Consider the following 18,635-nt stretch of genomic DNA (forward strand, 5'->3'; position numbering starts at 1 on the left):
CAACTCACTGTCATGCCTGTGAGTCATAGGCCGTGAGGCATCAACAATTGTTTTCAATTATGCGGGACCGGTATCCGCACTACCAGTTGCCCAGTACAATACCGGCCATGCCGACCAACCCCCAAATTCCTGACACATCCAACCTGCCGGATTTTCTGACCGATGAGCAGCGGGCGATTATTACCGCCGGCTACGAGCATTCGGTGATTACCGCCGTGGCGGGCAGTGGCAAGACGTCGACATTGGCCTGGCGGATCCGGTATTTGCTGGAACAGGGGCATGATCCGGACCGGATGCTGGTGCTGATGTTCAACCGCAGTGCCCGGGTGGATTTCGGGCGTAAATTGCAGGAGGTGTGTCATCAGTCGGGGCTGGCGTTGCCGGAGATCCGGACGTATCACGCCATGGGGCTGCGGCTGTACAAGCGGTTTGTGCGGGAAGGTTATCTGCCAGGGTTTTCGGACAAGATTCTGACCGAGCAGGAGATCAGTTTTCAGGCCTGGCAGCTGACGCGGCGGTTGGCGCCGGAGGATCTGGCGGATGAAATCCGGCGCAACAAGAAGGATTTTGTGGAGACGGCCACCGGCTTTATTGACCTGGTGAAGACGACGCTGTCGCCGGCGGAGATTGTGTTCGAGGAGTTGGGGTATTCGGACAAACACCGGTACCTGATCGATCTGTTCCACAGCTTCGAGCAATGGCGTAAGTCCCAGAGCCGGATCAGTTATGCCGATATGTTGTATGAGCCGGTGATGGCGATTCACCAGAATCCGCCGCTGCAGCGTTTGGTGGGCAACAAGATGGATCTGATTCTGGTGGATGAGTACCAGGATACCAATGAGATCCAGCACCTGCTGCTGCGCTATGTCGCCGGTGACCGGGCGCGGGTGACGGTGGTGGGGGATCCGGACCAGACGATCTATGAGTTCCGGGGCGCGAAGCCGGAGTTTATTCTCAAGCGATTCAGTGATGAGTTCGAGAGTCCGCTGGAGCAGACGCTGAGCTATACCTTCCGTTATGGCCATCGGGTGGCGCTGCTGGCCAATCATCTGATCTGTCACAACACCGGTCGCAAGGATGTGCTTTGCCACTCCCATCCGTCGACGCCGAACACCGCCATCCATCTGCACCGGGTGGAGAGTGACAGCGACCAGGTGCTGCAGATTCTGAAGAACCAATCCGAAGAGTCTCTGTCGGCGACAGCGATTCTGTTCCGGGTCTGGAGTCAGAGTGTGCCAATCGAGCTGAAGCTGCTGGCAAGGCAGATCCCCTACCGGATCGATGCCGGCAAGGGGGCGCTGTTCAGCCGCGAGGTCCAGGCCATTACTGCACTGCTGATGATAGTGACCGGGAAGCTGACGCACTTGCCGGATGCGGATCGGCTGGAGCTCGCCCGGTTATTGCTGCGGTTTCCCCATGTCGGGCTGAAGGAGCCGGAGCTGGAGAATCTGGCGCAGTTTCTGGCCGGTTTCGGCGAGGCCTGGCATGAGCGGATTCTGGCCATGGATTTCGATGCCCTGGCGCCTATGCCTGCCCGCAAGCTGCGCAAGCTGGGCGAGGTGCTGGGCCAGCTGTCCGGGTTCAAGGGGCCGGTGGCGGGGCTGATCAGTGTCTATGCCGAGCACACCGACCTGTACGAGGGCATCCGCAGCCTGGCGCTGACCCATGAGAGTGCCGAGGAGCGGATCGATACCGTGCAGGGGTTCCGGCAGTACCTGAAGGGCCTGGATGTGGATGCCGAGGGGGCGTTGACGCATTTGAAAACCCTGAAACAGCAGGCCGGTGAGAACAAGGAAGGCGGCGTGCTGCTGTCAACCATTCACCGGACCAAGGGGCTGGAATGGCCGGTGGTGATCATTCCCGGCCTGCAAGAGAAGTACCTGCCCTATTCCCCCCGGTCCAACGACGATGCCCGGGCGTTCCTGGAGAGTGAGCGCCGGTTGTTGTACGTGGCCATGACCCGGACGCGGGAGTTCCTGCATCTGATCAGCCGGCCGGTCAGCAAACGCCCCCATCTCGATGGCGACCAGGGGCCCAGTCGGTTTGTGGAGGAGTGCTGTTTCGAGCTCTCGGAGGAACTGGGGCAGCATCTGGACTCTGACGGCCGGACCACTTCACCCATCAGGCTGGAGGCACCACTTACCCCAGTCAGCCAGCGCTATGCCCAGCGGGAAGGTGTCACTCTCGAAGGCACCGCGCAGGCAACCGATGATCGGCAGGCGCCGGTCTGGCACAGTCAGCGGGTGAGCCATGCCATTTTCGGGGCTGGCAGTGTTGTCGGTGAAGACGAAAGCTCGTTCGAAGTCCGCTTCGATAACGGTGACACGTTGAGCTTCAGCAAGAGAAGCGCGCACCTGTACTTCACCACATTGGCCTGATCCACCATCCTGCCCACACCGTAACCCCGTACAATTGCGGCGGTAACAAAATGTTTCATTTCTTTGTCTTTTTTGTCTTACTGGCCTAGTTTTCAGGTAAAGCCCTAATTTTCTGCAAGAAAGCAGTAGCAAGAACGACGACCGAACAGGAGGTTCAGCATGAACGTCATGCGCCCGATAGCTTTAGCCGCCCTCACCGCCAGCCTGGCCACACCGGCGCTGGCAGAAGAGCGCCAGGAAACCATCTATCTCAACCCTTTCGCCGGCTTCCAGTATTTCGATGACAAGCGGGACCTGAGCGAAACCGGTACCTTTGGAGTGGGCGCAGAATATCGCTTCACCCCCCACTGGGCTGTTGAGGCCGTGTACTCCCGTGCCGATGCCGATCGCAAGGGCGCTCCGGGATCTTCCGATTTCGATGAGATCCGACTGGATGGCACGTACTATTTCGCAGGTCAGGATCAGGCCTGGAACCCATATGTGTCCCTCGGCGCAGGTCATGCTGATTTTGGGGAGGATGCAGCAGCTCCCCGTACCTCTGGCAGCAACCACGACGAATCCCGGGTGAATGTCGGGGCCGGTGTTCGCTACAACGTCAGCGACAATATTTCCCTGCGCGGCGATCTGCGCGAGTTCCACGGCATTGACGAAAGCACCTTCGACACCATGGTGTCCCTCGGTATCAGCTTTGCGTTCAACCGCACCGTTGGTGAAGCCGCGCCAGCCGACAGCGACAACGACGGCGTACCCGATAGCAGCGACCAGTGCCCTGGAACTACTGCGGGCGCAGTTGTGGACAGCACCGGCTGTGAGCCGGATGCGGATATGGACGGCGTGGCCGATGCCCGGGATGACTGTCCGAACACGCCTCGAGGCGCAGAGGTTGACGCCCGTGGCTGTGAGCTGGACAGCGACAACGATGGCGTTGTGAACAGCAAGGACCAGTGCCCGAACACCGTCGCTGGCGCGGAAGTGGATGCTACCGGCTGTGTGGGTGTGGTCGAGACCATCGAAACTTTCGAGATCGAAGTGCGGTTCCCCACCAACAGCTCGGTGATCGGCAATGCCTACGATGCTGAAATCAGCCGCGTGGCCGATTTCCTCGAGGAGAACCCGGAAACCATCGTTGAGATTGCCGGTCACACTGACAGGGTAGGTGACGCCGACTACAACCAGCTCCTGTCACAGCGTCGCGCGGAAGCCGTTGCCGAACGCCTGACAGGCCCACTGGGTGTGGATCCGGAACGTGTGAACGCCACGGGTTATGGTGAGGAAGCGCCCATTGCCTCCAACGATACCGCGGAAGGCCGTGCAGCCAACCGTCGCGTTGAAGCCCGTATCCAGATTCGCCGCTAACGCGACGCCGGAACGGACGAAAGGCGCCTGCGGGCGCCTTTCTTTTTGGTATCAACGAAATCATCACTGGCGACAACAACATGAATCGCGCTCTGGCACTGACAATCCTGTTGATGGCCCTTCCCGGCAGTGCCCTGGCCGAGGTCTACCGATGCGAAAGCAACGGCTCGGTGACCTTCTCGGACCAGCCCTGCGGCAGTGATGCCCGGGCAATCGAGATCCAGGACAATCGGATCGGCGGTAGTATCAACCAGAACCTGCCCGAGCCGGCCAGCAGGGATTCCGGGCTTGAGGACAAGAAGACCGAACTGCCCGAGGAGGCCTCTACCTGTCGCTTCATCAACTCCACGGATCTGCGACGGTACCTGGTCCGGGAGCAAGTGGTGCAGGGCATGACCCGGGACCACGTCCGGCGGGCGTTTGGCAATCCCCCGGAAGTGCACACCAGCCCGCGGGAGGTCTGGATCTACCAGACCCGCTATTACGGCGCGCTGTATGAACTCACCTATGTGTACTTCAGGGACGGTTGCGTGGAGCGGGTGGAGTATCGCAAACCCTGACCGCATCCAGCAGCAGGTTACGCGGAGTCAGTGAGCGGTCACAGAAGCTCCCCAGCCGCACCCGGTAACCCTGTTCTTCCAGGGCCACGGCATAATCCAGTACCAGCCAGAGCTCCAGAGGCCGGCGGAACAGGTGACGTAACAATTCATGGCGGCGTACCTGTCCGAACCGCTGCCGGCCCGCATACAGCCAATGGTCCCAGTCCACCCGATCGGGCAATTCCAGCTGTTTTTTCCGGGCCGCCCATCGGCAGAAGGCTTCAAAACCCTCATTCACCAACCGGGGCGGATGGGAGGGCACCGGAAGGTATTGGTCAGAGCCCTGCACATGCCTTTGCAGGGCGTCAAACCCCAGTCGCCACTGGCTGACCAGCGCGGTCTGCGCCCGCACCCCGGCAGGGGCGGTAACGGTTTCCTGAACTGCCAACCTCAGATCATTCCGGGTCAGCCTGAGTGCCTGCGGGTGTGCCTTCGCCTGCACGGAGAGGAGTTGATACTCAGAGTGAGCGGTCAGGTGGTAGCAACAGGGCGACAGGCTCAGGCGCGGTGCGCAGGCGGCGCTACCCCGGCGGATCAGCTGGCGATGCAGGTCACCACAGGCATGCAGGGCCACGCCATGGCTGCCGGCCGGCCAGGACAGGTCTTGCGCCATCACGTCCTGGCAATGCAGGGTCACGTCATCGGCAAACTGGCGGGCCAGCCGGTTGCCGTCATCCACCAACGCCGGGTCCCACTCGAAGCCCTGCACCGGTTCCGGGCATTGCCGTGCCAGGGTCCGTGACAGGTGACCCTTGCCGCAACACCAGTCCAGCACTGGTCGGTTCAAGGGGATCACTGAAGCCGCGAACGCCCCCGCCTGCAGCCGCTTGCGACCGGGCATGTCGGTGGCAGCCACCTCCGGCAGGGTTGTCCCGGCCACGGTTTCCGGGGAGGGAGAGAGAACCGGTACCGCTATTCTCTGCTCATAATCGGCCAGGCCCGGAAGCCAGCCACTGATCCGCCTCGCAAACTCGCTCAGGTGCTGTTCGTAGTAATCGCAGTCCTCATCACTGAGGCCCTCAAGCCAGGCCGACAGCTCTGGACGCGCCTGTGCCCAGGCCGGGGCCGGCTCCATGAACGGTGCCGGCCGCCAGAATTCTGCGTGGCCTGCAAGCCAGTCGTTCAACGCCTGCCATCGGCTATAAAAAGATGTGGTCGGCTCGTGTAAACTCGCGGCCGGAGGAAATGTCATGCAACTGGCCTTTGTACTTGTCGAACCCAAGGTTCCTGAAAACGTCGGAGCGGCTGCCCGTGCCCTGTGTACCATGGGGTTCGGCGAACTGTGGCTGGTGAATTCCGACCTGCACACCCGTCCGGAAGCCCACTGGCTGGCCCACGGCAGCGATCATATTCTTGATAACGCACGCATTTTCCCTGATCTGGCGGCAGTGCGAAACTCCGTAGACCTGCTGATGGGCACCTCCGCCAAGCCCCGTCACAACCGCCAGGACTGGCACACCCCGGACCGCTTGCGCACGGTGCTGACTGACAAGGGCGATTCCGTGGCCGCCGCCGCCCTGGTGTTTGGGCGCGAGGACCGGGGCCTGGCCAATGAGGAACTGGCCCTGTGCGACCTGCTCACCGGCATTCCGATGAAGGTGGCCTATCCCTCCCTGAATCTGGCCCAGTCGGTCATGCTCTATGCCTGGGAGATGTCAGGGCTGTCCGTCAGCGGCGCAGCAGAAAGCGTCAAGCCCGCACCCGCCGAGGCCGGTTTGGGCGCCCTGCGGGAACGCCTTGAGCACCTGTTGCCCGAGGTCGGTACGCCCCCGGAAGGCAAGCTGTCGCAATGGGTGTTCGAACGCCTGCCACTGCTGTCGGAGCGGGACATCGGATTCGTCCACACCCTGTGCGGCAACATCGAACGGATCCTCAGGAAGAAATAACCCTACTCTTGAAAGCGTCCCGGCCGGAACGCGTCCAGGTTGACCGGTGAAGCTTCGCCGTCAATCACCCGGGCAATGACGTCGGCGCTGCCAGCGGACAGAGTCCAACCGAAGGTGCCGTGGCCGGTGTTCAGATAAAGGTTCTCTCTCGGGCCCCGGCCAATGATGGCCGGGCCGTCCGGGGTCATGGGCCGGAAGCCGGTCCAGGTCTCTGCCGCGTCCAGGTCGGCACAACCGGGATAGCGGGATTCCACCGATTTGCGAATGGTGGCAATACGGGCTTCCGGAATGTCCCGGTTGAAGTCCGCCAGCTCCACAAATCCGGTGGCCCGCAACCGGTCGCCCAGCCGGGTGGAGACCACCTTGTAGTTGTCATCGTGGATGGTGCTGACCGGCCCGTGTTCCTGATTCTTTAGCGGCACAGTGATGCTGTAGCCCTTGATCGGGTAGATGGGCAGATCCAGTCCGAGAGGCCGCACCAGTGTCGGTGACCAGCAACCGGCACTTATCACAAAGGCGTCCGCCTTGAGGATCTCCCGCTCGCCATCGGCATTGCGCAGGGCGAGCGCATCCACCCGGTGTTCATCGGCGATCAGGTTATCCACTTCAACGTTGTAGCGGAATTTCACCCCCTTCTCCTCGCAGGCCCCCGCCAGAGCCCGGGAAAACAGGTGGCAGTCGCCGGTGCCGTCGGTTTCGTAGCTCAGAGCACCGTACAGAGGCCCACCGCCGACCATGCCGGGCTCCACTTCCCGTACCTGTTCCGGTGTGAGCAGTCGCGACGGGATACCAAGCTCGGTCAGCAAGTCATGTACGGCGCGATACCCCTCCAACGCCTCCGGCGTGCTGGCAAGATGGAGCAGCCCCTTATGGTCACCGTCAAAGTCGAGGTCCAGCTCTTCCTCCAGCTTCAGGAAGCGCTCCCGGCTGTGAATGCCCAAACGCAGCATGGCCCGCCGGTTCAGACCGAACAGGCCCGGCGACCAGGCATAGCGGAGGGTGGCAAACATGAACTTCACCGCTTCCACCGATGGCGGCATCCGCAGCTTCAAAGGACCGTCCTGTTTGAACAGCCATGGCAATGCCTTGAACACCATCGAGGGGTCCGCCCACGGGTAAACCACCCCGTAGGAGCGCTGGGCAGCGTTGCCCTTGCTGGTTTCATTGCCGGCAATATCATGGCGCTCGATAACCGTTACCTGGTGGCCCCGACGGTTCAATTCCCAGGCTGTGGTTACTCCGACCACACCACCACCGACTACTACAATGTGCATGCACGCCTCCGCGTCCGTTATTTTCAGCTGACCCCGTTCTTGGCCAACAATTGCCGGTATTCCTTGAGCACCGCGTCATCTTCCGCCGGATAGTCCGGGGCCAGTTGCTTGAGCTGTTCCGCCAGCATAGCGGCCACAATCGCCCGGGCCTGGGGTTTCCGGTCTCCGGGAACCACAAACCAGGGTGCTTCCCGGGTATGGGTTGCCGCCACCGCCTGCTCGGCAAAGGCCCCATACTCCGCCCGTCTGGCCCAGCCATCAATATCGGATTTATCGAATTTCCAACGCTTGCGGGGCTTGTCCAGGCGTTTGAGCAGGCGCCGGCGGTGCTCGTCTTCAGACAGGTTCTGCCAGATTTTCAGGATTTTCGTGCCCTCCTGCACCAGGTGGCGCTCGAAATTACAGATGGACTGGTAGCGGTTATCCCAGTTGTAACTGTCCGCGGCATGGACCGGCCAGACCCGCTCGGCAATGACCGCTTCGTGATGACTCCGGTTGAACGCGACCATCTCGCCCAGACCCGGCAGGTAGGGCGTGACCCGCCATAGAAAATCATGGCGGACTTCCGCCCCTTGCGGCCGGCTGAACGACCAGGCATGGAAGCCAGCAGGATCGGCATAGGTGGCGAGGGTACGGATCAGGCTGTCCTTGCCGCTGGTGTCGGGCCCGTGAACCACCACCAGAAGAGCCCGCTTGCGATTGGCCCAGAGCCGGCGCTGATATTCGCCGATCTCCTCCAGGCTGGCTTCCAGGGCGGGGATCTCCCCGTCATCGTCCAGCAACGTGGGGTAGTCCCGGAACCGGGGCCTGTCGGGATCAAAACACCAGGCATTGGCGAACGCCGATACATCCATAAAAGCCTTTCCCATAGTCATAGTCCGAAACAGGTTAACAATCGCACAAACTGGTAAACTTGCGGGATCAAGTTCCCAGAATAGCAGCCAGACCAGAGGTTGCGATGGAGTTCAGTCAAAGCAATGAGCAAGAAACGTCGTGAGATTCCGGTTTTCGATCACCCGATCATCGAAACCCACTGTCACCTGGATTACCTCAAGGACCGCCCACTGGAGGAAACCCTGGAGCAGAGCCAGAGGGTGAACATTGAACGCGTGATCACCATCGCGGTGTCACCGGAGAACCTGCCCAAAGTCCGGGAACTGAGCCAGGTCGCACCCTGGGTCTACGGCACCCAGGGGATCCACCCGCATGAGGCGGAAACCTACACCGGTTCGGTGGAGGAAGAGATCCGCGCCCACGCCGTTGACGACAAGATCGTGGCGGTGGGTGAGATCGGCCTGGATTATTTCTACGACAACGCCGACCGCCAGGTGCAGCGGGACGTCTTCCGCCGTCAACTGCAGATTGCCTGTGACACCGACCGGCCGGTAGTAATCCACAGTCGTGAAGCGGACGAGGACACCATCACCATCCTCAAGGAGTTCGAGACCACCCTGAAACGCCGTGGCGTCATTCACAGCTTCACTTCCGGCCCGGGCCTGGCCCGCTATGCTCTGGATCAGGACTGGTGCCTGGGCTTCAACGGCATCACCACCTTCAACAAGGCAGAGAACGTACGGGATATCGTGCGCATGGCGCCCATTGAACAGATCCTGCTGGAAACCGATGCCCCGTTCCTGACGCCGGTGCCTTACCGGGGCCGGGAAAATGCGCCGTTCTATCTGCCCTTTGTGGCCGAGAAGATCGCCGAGGTCAAGGACTTGCCGCTGGACCAGGTTCTGACGCAGACCTATGCCAACAGCCTCCGGACTTTCTTCCCCGAGCGATGACCGCGACCGTCTTCCAGATTCTCGGCGGGCTGGCACTGTTCCTGCTGGCCATGGAGATGATGACCGATGGCTTGAAGAATGCCGCCGGACGCCACCTCCGTCACTTGTTGGGAAGCTGGACCAAGACACCCCTGCGAGGCCTGGCGGCGGGTTTTCTGATCACCGGTATCGTGCAGTCCTCCGGCGCGGTTACGGTCGCCACCATCGGCTTCGTGAACGCCGGCCTGCTTGGGCTCTCCCAGTCCCTGGGGGTCATTTTCGGCTCGAACATCGGAACCACCATGACCGCCTGGCTGGTGAGCCTCGTGGGTTTCGGCTTCAATATCGAGGCCTTTGCCCTGCCCCTGCTGAGTCTCGGCATGGGGCTCAAGCTGGCCACCAATAACACCCGTAGCGAGGCACTGGGCCAGGCGCTGGCCGGCTTCGCCCTGTTTTTCCTGGGCCTGTCGATCCTGAAAACGTCGCTGGAATCCCTGACCGTGGGAATCGACAGCCAGACCCTGGTGGATATGGGCTACGGATTGCCGATGTTCATCCTGATCGGCTTTCTGGCCACGGTGCTGACCCAGTCCTCCAGCGCGGCCCTGGCCATCGTCCTGACCGCGGCCGCCGGCGGGCTGATCCCGTTGAACAGCGCTGCTGCCGCCGTGATCGGCGCCAACCTGGGGTCCACGTCCACTGCTGCCCTGTCCGCCCTTAAGGCCACCGCCAATGCCCGACGCCTGGCCATCGGTCACATTCTTTTCAACGCAGCAACCGGCGTCATCGCCCTGCTCATTCTGCCGGTCATGCTCTGGGTCGTGGCCCTGATGGCCCGCTGGCTTGAGCTGGACGCCAATGTCGCGGTGTCCCTGGCTCTGTTCCACACCCTGTTCAATGTCCTCGGGGCACTGCTGATGCTGCCGTTTACGCCCCACTTTGCCCGCTTTCTGGGACGGCTGTTCCGCAGCAAGGAAGAGGATAACGCCGAGCCACGGCACCTGGATAACACCCTGGTAGCCACGCCGGAACTGGCGGTCGCCGCGGTGGATGAGGAAATGAAGCGCCTGATCGGCCTGATCCGGGGGCTGCTCAGGGTCTGCCTGGACCGGGAAGACCTGAGGCCGGCACAGATCCAGCCCAAGGCGGACGCCTGCCGGAGCCTGAACACGGCCATCGTCGATTACGTCTCGAGAGTCCGGGCCGAAAAGATGCACCCCTCAACCGTGGATGCCCTGACCCTGAGCATCCGCACCTGCCGGTACCTGATGGAAGCCACAGACCTGGCGGCGGAACTGCTGAAACTCAAGGAGGCCCAGGACCAGCCAGGCATGGTCCGGCTGTCCGAATCCCTGGAGCGGTACATCGGCACCCTGCGAACTCTGGTGGCTGCAGATGAGCCTCTGCCGGGCACCATGGACGAGGAGGAGACAATCTACCATCAGCTGAAATCAGAGCTGCTAGCCATGATCGTCCGTCGGGAGATCGCCACCACCGATGGCGAGACCACCCTGGATACCCTCAGCTCCATCCGTCGGCTGGTTGACCAATGGAACAAGGCGCTCGCCTGGCGGCCAGTGTCCCGGCTTGTGAACGGAGATCAGGAACCCGCATCGAACCCGCAGTAACGGTTACGTCCCTGCTTTTTGGCCTCGTACATGGCCTGGTCAGCCTGACGCAGTAACTGATCACCGTCCAGCTCCTGAGCCTGGGGGTAAAGGGCATAACCAATACTTGCTGATACCTGTACCCGGTGACCCGCCACCAGGACCGGTACCGAGACGGCACGCAGCAGTCGTGCCAGCAGACTTGTCAGCACGGCCGGTTCCTCGATATTCACAACCAGCGCCGCAAATTCATCGCCTCCGATTCGAGCCAGGGTGTCCTCTTCCCTCAACTCGGCTCGCATACGGGCGGCCACCTCAATCAATAGCTCGTCACCTGCCTTGTGGCCAAAGGCATCGTTGACCGGCTTGAACTGGTCCAGATCAATGTAGACCACTGCCAATGAATCCCCCTGGCGCCGGGCCTGGGCCATGAACTGGCTCATCCGGTCGGCAAACAGTACCCGGTTCGGCAGATGGGTCAGCGCATCGTAATGCGCCATGGTGCGCAATTCCTTCTCATGAGCCTTGAGCTGTGTGATGTCAGAGAAAATGCCCATGAAGTGGCTGATGGCACCCTGTTCGTTCCTGACCCCGCTGATCGTCAACGCCATGTTAAAACGCTCACCATTGTGACGCTTGCTGACAAACTCGCCGGACCAGAAGCCGTTTCTCCGGGCGCTGGAGAACACTCCGGCCCCCTCCTCCAGAGGCAATGGTGGCAGGCCACCAATCGTGCTGGTACGGGTCCGGCCGGTAATCTCCACATAGGCATCGTTGACGTCGATCACCGAACCATGGAGGTCGGTGATGAAAATGGCTTCACGGGCATGATCAAACACACTGGCCGCCAGACGCAGGCGCTGCTCGGCTTCCTTTCGGTCCGTGACGTCATACCAGGAACACAGGACATAGGGCTGTATATCGCCCTTTTCATGAACCGGCGCCAGCGTCATATCGACCCAGATTTGCGAGCCGTCAGAACGCCGGAACGCCCACTCGACCTGCACCACCTCATTCCGGCGCACCCGACTCAGAAGCTTTTGCATTTTTTGCCGCGAAACTTCGCCATCCGGCTGCATCCGCGGCGAGAACGCGGCAATGTCCTTGCCGAGGATCGATTGTGGTACGGCAAACCCCAGCAGCTCCAGAGCAGCGCGATTGCTGTCTACATAGGTGCCATCGCGGAGCATCAACATGGGTTGAGGCCAGCTCAGGATCAGGCGGCGCAGTCGCTGCTGCTCGGCCGCCAGCTGCCGTCTCTTCCGGCCCAACCAGAACATGGAACCGGTCAGTAACAAAACCAGGATCGCAATGGCGGCCAACCAGCCCCAGTATTGTCGAACCAGCTCCGGCCAGGTCAGACTCGGTATCTGGTCATAGGGTTCAACCCGTAGTTCCCGGGCCAGGTATTCCACAGGCTGGTAGTCGGCGGGCGGGGCGAAACCGGCAATACCGGCACTCAGTGCCGCCGGATAATCCTCCTCGATCGCGAACAGAGCCGACGCCACCCGGCGGACAATGTTGCTGTCCACATGGGGCAGAGCGACAACCGGCCATTCCGGATACAGACGTGTGGAGACAACATAGGGAAAGCCAACCAGATTCTGACGATTGAGGATCTTGATACGGTCCAGCAAAGAAGGATCGTCCTCCGCCAACTCCTCGAGGATACCGGTCCTCACAAAGCCAATCTCAGCGTCTCCCCGGAGCACCGACCGTATCACCCGGTCATGGCTTCGAACCAGCTTGATCCGGTTGTCTCTGAACACATCTACGCCGGCCTCCCTCAATTCCAGCGCCTGGGCCTGGAAGCCGCCCAGAAAATGGCGCCCGGGCGAGGCAATCGTCCTGTCCTGGACATCCGCCAGGCTGGTGATGTCGTCCTGACCGGCTGTCGTAAAAATCACGCCGCCAAGGCTCGCCGTTGCGACCTCGCCCTCCCTGCGCACCAGGGTCGCCAATACGCCGGAAAGGCTGCGTTCGCTGCGGATGATCAGAAACTGGCTGGGGTTGGTGAGGAAGAAATCCAGCTGGTTTGAGACCAGAGCACTGCGCATCCTTTCATGATCAAGCACCTCGAGCTTTACAGGGACCCCGATCCTTCCGGACAGATAATCTGTCAGAGGTTGATATCGCTCCTGGATAATGGCTTCGGGCCGATAGGCATAGACGCCAAACCTCAGTTCCTGAACGCCCTGTGCAATGACGGTCCCGGAGAAGGACAATGACAGAGTGACGAGCGCGAGGCACCCGATGAGGCACTTCCTCACGAACCACTCCTGGGCAGGAAGTCACTGCTGGCAAAACGGGTCACTTCCAGCGCCCGGGCAATCTGCCCCTCCCGGGCCAGCATCCGCGAGAGCTTGCGGGCAACCCGTTCGATCCGGCCATTCTTCGCCAGGTACCGCTGATTCGAGGCCAGGTCCGGCAACATGACCGAGGCCAGCGCGGACCTGACGGCCGCCGGCGAGGTGCCCTGTCGGGTAGCGACCCGGTAGATGGAGTCATACTGGTTTCGCACAAGGTGGCGGAGGCCGGCAAAATGCGCCTCCAGTAAAGCACGAACAGCCACTTCTCCCGACGCGGCGAATGCCCGCGTCACCACAAGCACGTCAAAGATTGTCTCGGGCAATTGGCTGCTGTCGAAGAGCCTCACACCGCCAAGGCCAACGATGGTTGATGCAGTCGGCTCATAGCAGGCGACGGCGTCCAGATCTCCCCGCCTCCAGGCGGATAAATGCTCATCCATCGGGAGATCGACTATCGTCACCTTATCCCTTGCAATGCCGGCCCTATCCAGAAGATTCAACAGTAAGGTGCCGGAAACGCTAGACATTTCCGCTCCAATCCGACGCCCTCGCAACTGATCAAGGTTTTCGATCTCCGGCTTCACCACCAGCACATCGGCGCCCACGGAAACATTCGTTACCCCCACCACCAGCAATTCGGTGCCCTGAACATGCACCCGAATGGCCTCATCCAGAGTCAGTGCGGCGCCGTCAATGTCACCGGATTCCAGGAGCTCCATGGAGTCCAGTGCCGATTGCCCTTTTGCCAGCGTCACGGAAGAGGGAAGCCAGCCGAACTCCTCGGCAAGGTACAGTGGCTCATAGCCGATCCATGGGTGAATTCCGAATCGGAGCGGGCGGGCAGTACCGCAACCACTGAGCCCCAGGGCGGCAAAACCGGCTGCCAGAGAGGCTCCCAGAAAGTGGCGGCGGTGCATCAGAAACTCCGGACCAGAAAATTACACTTTGCTCATATTCTTATAGGTTCTCATCTTACTGTCTGCCATTACAGCGGTAAAATCCCTGTTAGCAATCCGTTGGCAGTCGACCTTATCCGAGCGACAGGAACACGCCCATGAGCACGGGCGAGAAGAATGAAAGCAGGAACCCCGAAGCGATGGCCACCGGCACACACGCCAGCCCCCCGCTACTGCGAATCACCGGCAACGTGAAGTCCATGGCTGTTGCGCCACCATAGCCGATGGCCATCGCCGGGCGGGCCGCGATCAACAGGGGAATGATCGCCAGTGCGATGATCTCCCGCAGCACATCGTTGAGAAAGGCCACCCCACCCCAGGCCGGGCCGAGAGCATCACCGATGACGATACCCGACAGGGAGTACCAGCCAAATCCCGAAGCCAGAGCCAGCACATCATGCCAAGGCAGTCCGAGGACCGGTATCAGCGTTACCCCGGCGACCAGGGAGCTGGCCATCACGGACAACGCCATGCCCAGCCCTTGCCGGTTCATCAACAGCTTGTGCAGGGACAGCCCGGCATTGCGCAGCTGCAGACCGATCAGGAACAGCAGGAGCATCAGTGCCCAGGTGGCCACCTGGTCGGTCATGGGCAGGGCCGGCAGCAGAAAATAACCGGCAACCAGGCCGGCAATCACCGCCACCAAGGGCTTCAACCCTGCCAGGAACAGGCGCCGATACCCGGGCCGCCCTTCGCTGTCATCCTGCTCGACCTGCATCGGCTGCCAACGGTGAAACAGCCACAGGCCGAGCATGTTGGCCACGAACAGCAAAGCGACCAGGGCGGTGACCTGTACCGCCATGTTGCCCAACTGGGCCGCCAACCCCTCCATCTGACCCAGTCCCAGGCCCAGTAACGCCAGGATGAAATACACGAGGGTCTCGACGGTGTAATGGATAAACGTCATCAGCCGGCGATTGGCCAGGGGAATGGCAAAACCGAGAAACAACGGTGCCAGTATCAGCAGGGCTCCGGTGAGCATGGTGTCCTCAAGCTGGAATAAGGGGGAAACGTCCCGGGCGGGATGCGGGAATGGCTGAAAGACTCAGGCTTAGTGCAGTACGTGGCCCGAGCGGTCCTGTACCAGCACCCAGGGCGCCACAACCACGGCCCAGAGCTCGGCATTGCGATCGTACCAGGTCCGGGCTACGTCAGGGGCTACATCCCCCACCTGCCCTTTCTGCATCCACTGCTCGAACTGCGCCTTGTTATCGGCGGTGAGTTCGGCGGCAACCTCCAGCAAATCCAGCTCCGGCGCCACGCGCACGACCTGCCCCCGGGCAAAGTAGGTCTGGAGTTCGTGCCAGTTGATGCGGGAGGTTTCGAGGTTGAGTTTGGCCTTGATGTCGTCTCGGGAGGATTCAGCCATGGGACCTTGTCTTCGTTCAACGGGTTGTCGGGAAGGGCGCCAGCTTACCTGAAATCGAAGGGTAAAACACGGGGTGAAGATGGGGTCAGATGAAGGCCTTCATCTGACCCCACTTTCACTCCGTCAGGCGGTCTTCAGCATCTCACGCACCACGTAGTGCAGGATCCCCCCATGCTTGAAGTACACCGCCTCATTCGCGGTATCAATCCGCGACTTGAGTTCACAGCTGTCGGTAGAGCCATCCTTGTACTTCACCGTCATCTTCAGGCTCTGGCCCGGTTTGATGTCGCCGGACAGACCCTCGATGCTGATGGTTTCCTCACCGGTGAGCTTCAGGCTCTTGCGGTCCACACCTTCCGGGAACTGCAGAGGCATTACCCCCATGCCGATCAGGTTGGAGCGGTGGATGCGTTCGTAGGATTCCGCCACCACGGCTTTGACCCCGAGCAGGCGGGTACCTTTCGCCGCCCAGTCGCGGCTCGAGCCGGTACCGTACTCCTTGCCGGCAACGACCACCAGCGGCGTGCCGCTTTCCTGGTATTTCATGGCGGCATCGTAGATGGCCATCTGCTCGCCGGTGGGCACGAACTTGGTGAATCCGCCTTCCACGCCATCGAGCATCTCGTTCCTGATGCGCACGTTGGCGAAGGTGCCGCGCATCATCACTTCGTGGTTACCCCGACGGGAGCCGTAAGAGTTGAAATCTTTCGGCTCCACACCATGCTCCTGCAGGTATTTGCCGGCCGGAGTGTCCGGCTTGAAGGAACCGGCCGGTGAGATGTGATCGGTGGTCACCGAGTCACCCAGCAGCGCCAGGATATTGGCATCCCGGACATCCTCAATAGGATCCGGTTGTTCGCCCATACCCTCGAAGAACGGCGGATGCTGGATATAGGTGGACTTGTCGGACCACTCGTACACCTTGCTCTCGGGCACCTTGATGGACTTCCAGGTCTCGTCGCCCTCAAACACCTCGCCATATTCCTTGCGGAACATGTCGGTTTTCACCTGCTCCACGGCCTCCGCGATTTCCTTCTGGCTCGGCCACAGGTCTTTCAGATAGACCGGGTTGCCGTCCTTGTCGTTACCCAGCGCGTCCTTGCTCAGGTCGACGCGTACGTTACCGGCCAGCGCGTAAGCCACTACCAGCGGCGGCGACGCCAGCCAGTTGGTTTTCACCAGCGGATGCACCCGGCCCTCGAAGTTGCGGTTACCGGAGAGCACCGACGCGACCGTCAGGTCACCATCCGTAATGGCCTTCTCCACTTCCTCCGGGAGCGGACCGGAGTTGCCGATACAGGTTGTGCAACCGTAGCCCACCAGGTTGAAGCCGAGCCTGTCCAGATCTTCCTGCAGACCGGCCACCGCCAGATAGTCGGTAACCACCTTGGAACCCGGGGCCAGCGAGGTCTTCACCCAGGGCTTGGTGCTCAGCCCCTTCTCCACCGCTTTTTTCGCGATCAGGCCGGCGGCCATCATCACGCTGGGGTTGGAGGTGTTGGTGCAGGAGGTAATCGCGGCAATCACCACGGCGCCCGGGTCCAGGCGACTCTTTTCCCCGTTCATGTGCAAGGGCTGACTGGCCGGATGTTCAAAATAGGCATCCTGCGCACCCACAGCGGTACCGCCACCTTCAGATTCCAGGTTGGCTTCCCTGTTTTCGGCGGGCCCCTCGGCGGTTTCCATCAGCAGTTCGAAGGAGGCTTTCATGTTTTTCAGGGCGACCCGATCCTGAGGACGCTTGGGGCCGGCCAGACTGGCCTCGACATCGCCCATATCCAATTCCAGAGTATCGGTATACACCGGCTCATGGCCCGGCTCGCGCCACAGGCCCTGGGCCTTGGCGTAGGCTTCCACCAGCTCCAGCTGGGCGTCATCGCGACCGGTCAGGCGCATGTAGGTGAGGGTCTGCTCATCCACGGGGAAGAAACCACAGGTGGCACCGTATTCCGGGGCCATGTTGGCAATGGTGGCCCGGTCCGCCACCGGCATGTCTTTCAGGCCATCGCCGTAAAATTCGACGAACTTGCCCACCACACCTTTCTTGCGCAACATTTCGGTGACGGTAAGCACGAGATCCGTTGCGGTGATGCCCTCCCGCAACTTGCCGGTAATCTTGAAACCGATCACCTCGGGAATCAGCATGGAAACCGGCTGACCGAGCATGGCGGCTTCGGCTTCGATACCGCCAACACCCCAGCCCAGGATGCCCAGGCCGTTAATCATGGTGGTGTGGGAGTCAGTCCCCACCAGGGTGTCCGGATAGGCGATGGTCTTGCCGTCCATGTCTTTCTGCCAGACGGTCTTGCCCAGGTACTCCAGGTTCACCTGGTGACAGATACCGGTACCCGGTGGCACCACCCGGAAGTTGTCGAAGGCCTGCTGGCCCCAGCGCAGGAACTCGTATCGCTCCTGGTTGCGCTCCATCTCGATGGCCACGTTATCCTTGAACGAGGACGCATCACCAAACTTGTCCACCATCACCGAGTGATCGATCACCAGGTCCACCGGCGACAGAGGGTTGATCAACGCCGGATCCTTGCCGGCCTTTTTGACCGCTTCACGCATGGCCGCCAGATCGACCACACCGGGCACCCCGGTGAAGTCCTGCATCAGCACACGGGCCGGACGGAACTGGATCTCGGTATCGGATCTGCGATCCTTGAGCCACTGCATCATGGCATCGATGTGGGACCGGTCGACCGTGAGGCCATCCTCGTTACGCAGCAGGTTCTCCATCAAGACCTTTAGGGAGAACGGCAGGCGGTTGAGATCGCCCAGGGTTTTGGCTGCCTCGGGCAGGCTGTAGTAATGGAAGGTCTTGCCACCCGCATCCAGGGCGGAAAGGCTATTCAGGCTGTCTTTTCCAAGACTTTCATTCGACATGTGGTGCCTCCTTTTCGTCGTTATCCGAACATTCCGGAAGGCTTCTCGGGAGCCCTTTCATCATACTGCTTGCAAGAACGCGCTCCGCGACAGACCAAACAGGGTGATGACAAGGCACGGCATTGTGAAGTCACCTTTAACTATTGCAGCTATTGGCAGGACTTCAACCGATGGCCGGTGAATGTTCGGGATCACTTCCGTGAATATCAGACCAAGGTCGACACCGAAAGTTGCAGAGAAAGAACAGGC

Annotated in this window: 14 protein-coding genes; 6 read left to right on the forward strand and 8 right to left on the reverse strand. The window is 60.9% G+C overall.

Going from position 1 to position 18,635, the window contains the following annotated elements; all coding sequences use genetic code 11:
• Positions 1-59: 59 nt before the first annotated feature.
• The 3 genes from ACQUTG_RS04885 (at position 60) to ACQUTG_RS04895 (ending at position 4,294) form a co-directional block, all read left to right on the forward strand.
• Positions 60-2,378 carry an ATP-dependent helicase gene (locus tag ACQUTG_RS04885; protein ID WP_428918467.1) on the forward strand — a complete coding sequence of 773 codons (2,319 nt, stop codon included), beginning with the start codon at positions 60-62 and terminating at the stop codon, positions 2,376-2,378.
• Between the two features lie 159 nt (positions 2,379-2,537).
• Positions 2,538-3,734, forward strand: coding sequence for an OmpA family protein (locus tag ACQUTG_RS04890; protein WP_428918298.1), 1,197 nt, complete (start codon positions 2,538-2,540; stop codon positions 3,732-3,734).
• Between the two features lie 80 nt (positions 3,735-3,814).
• Positions 3,815-4,294: a DUF4124 domain-containing protein gene (locus tag ACQUTG_RS04895; protein ID WP_428918299.1), complete on the forward strand. Its 480-nt coding sequence runs from the start codon at positions 3,815-3,817 to the stop codon at positions 4,292-4,294.
• On the opposite strand, the gene ACQUTG_RS04900 is transcribed toward ACQUTG_RS04895, so the two are convergent.
• Complete coding sequence (locus ACQUTG_RS04900; RefSeq protein ID WP_428918300.1) at positions 4,251-5,525, reverse strand: methyltransferase; 1,275 nt, start codon at positions 5,523-5,525, stop codon at positions 4,251-4,253. The genes ACQUTG_RS04895 and ACQUTG_RS04900 overlap by 44 nt on opposite strands.
• Here ACQUTG_RS04900 and ACQUTG_RS04905 point away from each other — a divergent pair.
• Entirely contained in the window at positions 5,524-6,219 is a 696-nt protein-coding gene (locus ACQUTG_RS04905) for a tRNA/rRNA methyltransferase (protein ID WP_428918301.1), read from the forward strand. The genes ACQUTG_RS04900 and ACQUTG_RS04905 overlap by 2 nt on opposite strands.
• Before the next feature lie 2 nt (positions 6,220-6,221).
• Here the strand turns inward: ACQUTG_RS04905 and ACQUTG_RS04910 are convergent, their stop codons facing one another.
• Together ACQUTG_RS04910 and ACQUTG_RS04915 are read right to left on the reverse strand one after the other, a co-directional pair.
• The gene (locus tag ACQUTG_RS04910; protein WP_428918302.1) at positions 6,222-7,493 is read right to left on the reverse strand and encodes a D-amino acid dehydrogenase; all 1,272 of its coding nucleotides are present in this window, start codon (positions 7,491-7,493) and stop codon (positions 6,222-6,224) included.
• 23 nt (positions 7,494-7,516) lie between these two features.
• On the reverse strand, positions 7,517-8,362 hold the full coding sequence (locus ACQUTG_RS04915) for a polyphosphate kinase 2 family protein (RefSeq protein WP_428918303.1): 846 nt from the start codon (positions 8,360-8,362) through the stop codon (positions 7,517-7,519).
• Between the two features lie 108 nt (positions 8,363-8,470).
• Here ACQUTG_RS04915 and ACQUTG_RS04920 point away from each other — a divergent pair, with 108 nt between their 5' ends.
• Positions 8,471-9,280: a TatD family hydrolase gene (locus ACQUTG_RS04920; protein ID WP_428918304.1), complete on the forward strand. Its 810-nt coding sequence runs from the start codon at positions 8,471-8,473 to the stop codon at positions 9,278-9,280.
• On the forward strand, positions 9,277-10,887 hold the full coding sequence (locus ACQUTG_RS04925; RefSeq protein ID WP_428918305.1) for a Na/Pi cotransporter family protein: 1,611 nt from the start codon (positions 9,277-9,279) through the stop codon (positions 10,885-10,887). The genes ACQUTG_RS04920 and ACQUTG_RS04925 overlap by 4 nt, the downstream gene beginning before the upstream one ends.
• Here ACQUTG_RS04925 and ACQUTG_RS04930 read toward each other — a convergent pair.
• The 5 genes from ACQUTG_RS04930 to acnA all read right to left on the reverse strand — a co-directional run bounded on the left by ACQUTG_RS04930 (position 10,860) and on the right by acnA (position 18,386).
• The gene (locus ACQUTG_RS04930; RefSeq protein WP_428918306.1) at positions 10,860-13,136 is read right to left on the reverse strand and encodes a diguanylate cyclase domain-containing protein; all 2,277 of its coding nucleotides are present in this window, start codon (positions 13,134-13,136) and stop codon (positions 10,860-10,862) included. The two genes, ACQUTG_RS04925 and ACQUTG_RS04930, sit on opposite strands and share 28 nt — an antisense overlap.
• Positions 13,133-14,092 carry an ABC transporter substrate-binding protein gene (locus tag ACQUTG_RS04935; protein WP_428918307.1) on the reverse strand — a complete coding sequence of 320 codons (960 nt, stop codon included), beginning with the start codon at positions 14,090-14,092 and terminating at the stop codon, positions 13,133-13,135. The genes ACQUTG_RS04930 and ACQUTG_RS04935 overlap by 4 nt, the downstream gene beginning before the upstream one ends.
• A gap of 112 nt (positions 14,093-14,204) precedes the next feature.
• Positions 14,205-15,113: a lysine exporter LysO family protein gene (locus tag ACQUTG_RS04940; RefSeq protein WP_428918308.1), complete on the reverse strand. Its 909-nt coding sequence runs from the start codon at positions 15,111-15,113 to the stop codon at positions 14,205-14,207.
• Positions 15,114-15,182: 69 nt separating this feature from the next.
• Positions 15,183-15,500 carry a DUF2288 domain-containing protein gene (locus ACQUTG_RS04945; RefSeq protein WP_428918309.1) on the reverse strand — a complete coding sequence of 106 codons (318 nt, stop codon included), beginning with the start codon at positions 15,498-15,500 and terminating at the stop codon, positions 15,183-15,185.
• 123 nt (positions 15,501-15,623) lie between these two features.
• Positions 15,624-18,386, reverse strand: coding sequence for an aconitate hydratase AcnA (gene acnA, locus ACQUTG_RS04950; protein WP_428918310.1), 2,763 nt, complete (start codon positions 18,384-18,386; stop codon positions 15,624-15,626).
• Positions 18,387-18,635 lie beyond the last annotated feature (249 nt).

It is taken from the genome of Marinobacter sp. DUT-1 (assembly GCF_050379415.1).
Classification (GTDB): Bacteria; Pseudomonadota; Gammaproteobacteria; order Pseudomonadales; family Oleiphilaceae; genus Marinobacter.